This is a genomic window from Kitasatospora sp. NPDC004723, from assembly GCF_040609255.1.
In the GTDB taxonomy this organism is placed as follows: Bacteria; Actinomycetota; Actinomycetes; order Streptomycetales; family Streptomycetaceae; genus Kitasatospora.
On record NZ_JBEXJT010000011.1, the window covers coordinates 142,414 to 148,443 of the forward strand.

Sequence of the window (6,030 nt, forward strand, 5' to 3'; positions counted from 1 at the left end):
CGCCTTCTGTCCCGGCCGGGCACGGGATACGCTCGTGCTCGGGAGTGTTCGGCCTTGTCATCGGCCCGCGCCGACGGCAAGGCGAACACCGCGCGTGCACCGCTATTTCTGTCGTGTCCATGGCATTAAATGGGGGACCAATGAAACGGCTTCCGGTGAAGCGGCTTCCGGCCCGGCGCTCCCGTGCGACTTGAGCGAATTCCCGGCGGCCCGGGAATCTAGGCGGTCCGGCCGGTGCAGGCCGCGGCGGTCACCAGGGCGGTGAAGGCGGCTGCGGAGGCGTCCGGTCCACCGGAGTCGTACGGGTTGCGGGAGAGCACGACCTGGCGCTTCCCGGTGTCGTCGCTGAGCATGACGCTGCTGTAGCCGATGCTGTCGCCGCGGTGGCCCCAGAAGTCTCCGCACGGAGTGGGTGTGCGTTCCAGGCCGAGGCCGTAGTCGGCGCCGAGGCCGAGGCCCGTGGTCCGCTTCATCTCGGCGAGCTCGGCGGGTCCGAGCAGCCGGCCCCCAAGCAGGGCGGCCATGAACGTGGCGAGGTCGGCGGTGGTGGAGATGCCGGCGCCGGACGCGCCGGCGATGCTCGGGTTGAACAGCGTGATGTCCACCGGGCCGCCGGGCAGACTGGCGTAGCCGTGGGTGTGGCGGCCGGGCACGGTGGGGTCGTTCTCCGGCATCGTGGTCTCGCGCAGGCCGAGCGGCCGGATGATCCGGCGGTCCACCTCCTGCTGCCAACTGCGGCCGGTGGTCCGCTCGATGAGCATGCCGAGCAGGATGTAGTCGGTGTTGGAGTAGTGCCAGTCCTGCCCCGGCGGGAAGTACGCCGGGTGGGACTCGGCGACGGCGACGAGCTCCGCCGGCGTCCACGACTTCCAGCGGTCGGTGCTGAGCCACGTCCGGAAGGAGGCCTCGTCCTCATAGGCGAAGGCCGGATCCGAGGTGTAGTTGAAGATGCCGCCGGTGTGGTTGAGCAGCTGGCGGAGGCTGATCGCGGCTCCGTTGTGCACGACGCCGGGCAGGTGCTTCTCCACCGGGTCGTCCAGGCCGATCCGGTGCTCCGCGGCCAACTGGAGGACGACCGTCGCCACGAAGGTCTTGGTGGCGCTGCCGATCCGGAAGCGGTCGCGGGCCGCGGCGGGCTCGCCGGTGGTGACGTCGCCGGTTCCGGCCGCGCCCCTCCAGAGGGTCCGGCCGTTCTCGCTCACCCGGCCGAGCGCGGCGGTGGCACCGCCCGGCGCCACCACCGCCTGCAGGCCGGCGTCCAGCGCCGCCCGGTCGACCCGCCGTTCCGCGTCCGTCACCGGGCCGGCGGTGCCCTGCGCCTGCGCCGCCGGGACCATGCCGATCACCAGGCCCGCCCCCGCCAGCGCGACCGCCGCCAGGCGGACGGCTCCGTTCCTTGACGTCCCCACTGCGCCAACCTCCCCTTGGCCGGGCGGAAGGTGTATCCAACTCCCGCCATTCGTCCGGTGGTTGAAACTCTCCCAGTATCCGAATGACGGTTCGTCAGACCGGGGTCCGACCTCTTCTCCCCATCAAGTCGCACGGTTTCGGCCGGGCGACTACGCCTTGGGGAGGGGGCGGCCCCCGACCGGCTCCCCGGGGTGGTGTCCCGATCCCTTAGGGGATGCCCGCCGCCGGGATCGGGGTTGGCCGTCTCCCTCGCCGGTATCCGGCTGCGGCGCGAGCAGCCGCGTCCGTCGGCCTGGGTGCACGTGGGGCCCGGCCCGTGCGGACCGGCCGGAGGCGGTTCGCTCGTGGAGAGCGGACCGCCTCCGGACGTTCCCGTGGCGCGGTCAGCGCACCCAGCCGGTCATGCTCTGGCCGACGGTCTGGACCTTCCCCGCCGGGCGCGGCCGTGCGCCGGCGTCCACCGCGCCCGCCACCGCCCGCACCAGCCAGGCGTTGACCGACAGTCCCTCGCGGCCCGCCGCCTCCTCGGCGCGCGCCTTGAGGTGGGCCGGCAGTCGCAGGTTGACGCGGGCGGTGGCGCCCTCCTCGCCGTCGGCGGGCACCGGCACCGTGAACGGTTCGACCGATGCGGCCGGCTCCGCGGGCCCGGCGGCGGCCGGCGGGAGGGTCACCACGAAGTCGGGGTCCAGCCCGCGCAGCCGTACGTCGACCGAGCCGGGGGCCAGCTCGCGGGTGATCTCGTCCGACGCGGCGGAGAGCACGTTGAGCATGGTCAGCCGGGCCGCCGACTCCAGCGGCGCGGTGAGCCGCTCGGCCAGCGCGCGCGCTTCCTCCCCGCCGGCCTCGGCGGCCACCGCGAGTTCGCGACGCAGATTCTCGACATACGGAGTGAGGTCCATGGTGCCATGGTGGCACCATCATGGCGCCATGCGCAAGCCGGGTGGCGTCGCCCCGGTCGGACCTCCGGCATGCGGAGCTCCGGTCACGCACAGTGGCGATCACTCGGTCCGACCGGTTTTCCGTCAAGCCGTGGCACCCGTCTGAGTGCTCCTGGGTGGCCGCAGAGTGAACCTGAGCTTTGTCATACAAATCGGATGCCTCGTCAGAACATCATCAACTCGAACTGTGCTCTTCCTGGCTTCCCTTCCCCGCCATCCCCGAACACGAGCGCAGGGTCGAAAGGACTTCTGATGACGCGCTGTCCGCCCACACCCCCGGATCAGGGTCAGAGACCTGACGGACGCTCCGCCCACCGACCACCGGGCCGGCTCGTCACGCTGGTGGCGGCCTTCGCCGCCGCCGTCGCGTCGCTGACCACCCCGGCCCTCGCCGTCGGCCACGCCGCCGCGGTGACCGACCGCCCCGCCGCGGCACACCCGTCGGACCGTCAGGGAGACCGGCAGGGCCGCCAGCAGCCGGTGACCCTGGAGAAGACCGGCACCGACATCACCACCGGCAGCACGACCACCACCACCCACGGCGACACCATCCGCTGGGTCGTCTCCGCCACCAACCCGGACAACGTGCCGGTCTCCACCACCGTCACCGACCCCATCCAGGGCGGCCCGGGCAGCACCCCCGAGTCCCAGACCTACGTGCCCGACACGCTCCAGGCGCCGCCGGGCTTCACCAGGCAGTGGTCCACCGACGGTGGCGCCACCTTCTCCACCACCGACCAGGGCCCGGCCACCAACGTCGTCCAGGCGACCAACCCGAGGCTCTCCGCACCGGCCACCGGCAGCGTGGTCCAGATCCCGCCGCCCCTCACCCCGGTCAACACGGCCACCGGCGGTGACGGCTTCACCCCCATCCTCTACACGGCCACGATCAACGGCGTCTCCACGCCCGAGGCCTGGAACATCTACCACCACGGGTACTCGAACACGGCCAGCGTGGTCTGCACCGACCTGCTGTCCAACGGCCCCTGCCCGACTCCGAGCGGCGCCCCCGCCAGCTGGCCCCAGCCGCTGAACTCCTCGGCGCCCAACGGGACCACCGGAGACCTCGGCAGCACCCGGACCCCGACCTACGTGCAGTCCGGCTCCAAGCTGTACTACGCCGCCGTCAGCCGGGTCACCCCCGAGCTCATCGGCATCGGCTGCATCGACCTCCAGGCCCAGGCCAGCTGTGGGTTCACCCCGCTCCAGGAGGGCACCGGTACGGTCATCGGCGGTGTGGTCGAGGTCCCCGGCGGGTTCGACTACGTCGTCTCCGGCACCGGCGAGATCCTCTGCTACGACCGCGCCGCCAACGCCCCCTGTGGCACCTTCGAGATCGGGCTGCCCCCGAACGAGGGCCAGGGCGGCTTCCCCGGTGACTACGTCGGCACCATGACGGTCATCAACGGCAAGGTCTACGTGACCGACAACCAGCGGGCCCCGCTGCCGTCGTTGATGGGTTGCTTCGACCCGGCGACCGGCCTCGCCTGCGCCGGCTGGACCGTCCCGAAGACCGTGGTCACCCCCCTCGGCAGCGATCCCGCCCGGGTCGACAACGTCTTCGCGATCTACAACTCCTCGGGCACGGCCATCGGCGTCTGCACCGTGGTGGGCGGCGTCGAAGGGCGGGTCACCCCGCCGGTCGGCACCGTCGTCTGCTTCGACTTCGCGGGCGACCCGATCGCGGCGCCCCCCGGCCTGCAGGCCCTGGTCAGCACCAACGTCGCCCCCGGCGAGGCCAACTACCAGGTCCCGCTGACCATCACCGCCCCCAACGGGCACCTGGAGACCGAGTTCCCGTTCTGGATCTACCAGGGCAACACCCCGACCCTGAACAGCTCCGAGTTCTGCTACGACTGGAACACCCAGGCCCCCTGCTCCCAGTACGGCACCAACGGCGTCGTCAACGGTCCGCTCAACGTCAACGGCGGCAACACCAGCCCCTACGGCTTCGCCTACGACGGCCAGTGCAAGTACAGCCTCGGCGACACCGGCGTCCTGTTCTCCATCGACCCGATCACCGGTGCCTCGCCCTGCCTCAAGACCAAGGCCCAGAGCACCATCAACCCGTCGGCGTACTACTGCGACGGGGCGACCGGGCACGTGAGGTCCTACGGGACGGTCAGCCTCGTCGGCATCGATCCGACGACCGTCGACTTCGCCAACTCCACGGTGACCGTGCTGTCCGCCGGCGGCACCCCGATCGGCACCTTCCCGTTCGACCCGGCCACGGGCACGGCGGACATCTCCTCCGTCCCGATCGCCGATCAGCCGATCCAGGTGATCGGCAACATCGACCTCGTCAACGGCTCGTCCTTCACCCCGGACAACCACCCGCTGATGCAGGTGACCTTCGTCGGCGACGCCCCGCAGATCTGCTACGAGACCAAGGTGACCACGGACTGCTCCGTCACCTCCATCTCCAACCAGGCCTACGCCGTCACCGACGGCGGGATCCCCGTCACCTCCAACACCGTCACCTTCGAGGTGACCCCGGGCCCGGAGTGCGCCCCGAAGCTGGAGATCAACAAGGAGATCTGCACCTCGGCGAACGCCGCCGACTGCGCGAGTGGCGGCCCCGGTCCATGGGCGAAGAACGCGACGCTCGTACCCGGCGGTACCGCCCACTGGCGGATCACCGTGACCAACACCAGTGCGGTCCCGATCACCGGGATCACGCTGGCGGACAGTGTCTCGCCGTCGTGTGTGACCGCTGCGGGGACCTTCGATCTCGCGGTGGGGGCGTCCCACCAGGTCTTCTGCGACCTGGCGAACATCACCCAGCACACCGTGAACACCGTGACGGCCTCCTTCCCCGGCCCGGGTGGGGAGATCATCACCACGCCTCCGTCCGAGGCGACAGCGGACGTGCAGTCGCTGGAGATCAACAAGGAGGTCTGCACCTCGACCAACGCGGCCGACTGCGTCGAGGGTGGCGCGGGCCCGTGGGCGAAGGGCACCACGGTCGTGGCCGGGAGCACCGCGTACTGGCGGATCACGGTGACCAACACCGGGACCGTTCCGGTGAACGGGATCACGCTGGCGGACAGTGTCTCGCCGTCGTGTGTGACCGCTGCGGGGACCTTCGATCTCGCGGCGGGCGCTTCTCACCAGGTCTTCTGTGACCTGACGAACGTCACGCAGCACACCATCAACACGGTCACGGCATCGTTCCCCGGTCCTGCCGGGGAGCCGATCACGACGCCGCCGTCGGAGGCGACGGTGGAGGTGACGCCGCCTCCGCTGCCGGAGCTGAGCATCAACAAGGAGGTCTGCACCTCGACCAACGCGGCCGACTGCGCCGAGGGCGGCCCGGGTCCGTGGGCGAAGGCCACCACGGTTCCGTCCGGGAGCACGGCGTTCTGGCGGATCACGGTGACCAACATCGGAACGATTCCGGTCACGGGGATCACGCTGTCGGACAGCGTTTCGCCGTCCTGCGTCACGGCCGCCGGCACGTTCGACCTCGCGGTCGGTGCGTCGCGTCAGGTGTTCTGTGACCTGGCGAACGTCACCCAGCACACGGTGAACAGCGTGACGGCGACCGCCCCGGGTCCGAACGGCCCGATCACGACGCCGCCGTCTGAGGCGACTGTTGATGTGCCGGCGGTTGTTCCGTCGGTGAGTATCAACAAGGAGGTCTGCACCTCGACGAACGCGGCTGACTGTGTCGAGGGTGGTG

The 6,030-nt window shown here is 70.8% G+C and carries 3 protein-coding genes; 1 reads left to right on the top strand and 2 read right to left on the bottom strand.

Features of this window, described 5'->3' with window-relative positions:
* Positions 1-218: 218 nt before the first annotated feature.
* Together ABZW10_RS14810 and ABZW10_RS14815 are read right to left on the bottom strand one after the other, a co-directional pair.
* Positions 219-1,409: a serine hydrolase domain-containing protein gene (locus tag ABZW10_RS14810; RefSeq protein ID WP_355364326.1), complete on the bottom strand. Its 1,191-nt coding sequence runs from the start codon at positions 1,407-1,409 to the stop codon at positions 219-221.
* A 384-nt stretch (positions 1,410-1,793) separates the two neighbouring features.
* Positions 1,794-2,309 (bottom strand): hypothetical protein, encoded by a 516-nt coding sequence (locus ABZW10_RS14815; protein WP_355364329.1) that lies wholly within the window; start codon positions 2,307-2,309, stop codon positions 1,794-1,796.
* Positions 2,310-2,690: 381 nt separating this feature from the next.
* Between ABZW10_RS14815 and ABZW10_RS14820 the strand changes: the two genes are divergently transcribed.
* The coding region (locus ABZW10_RS14820; protein ID WP_355364332.1) for a hypothetical protein at positions 2,691-6,030 on the top strand (3,340 nt) is incomplete at its 3' end.

Coding starts and splice junctions, on each gene's coding strand:
- ABZW10_RS14815 (WP_355364329.1), bottom strand. CDS start 2,309: ATGGACCTCACTCCGTATGTCGAGAATCTGCGTCGCGAACTCGCGGTG.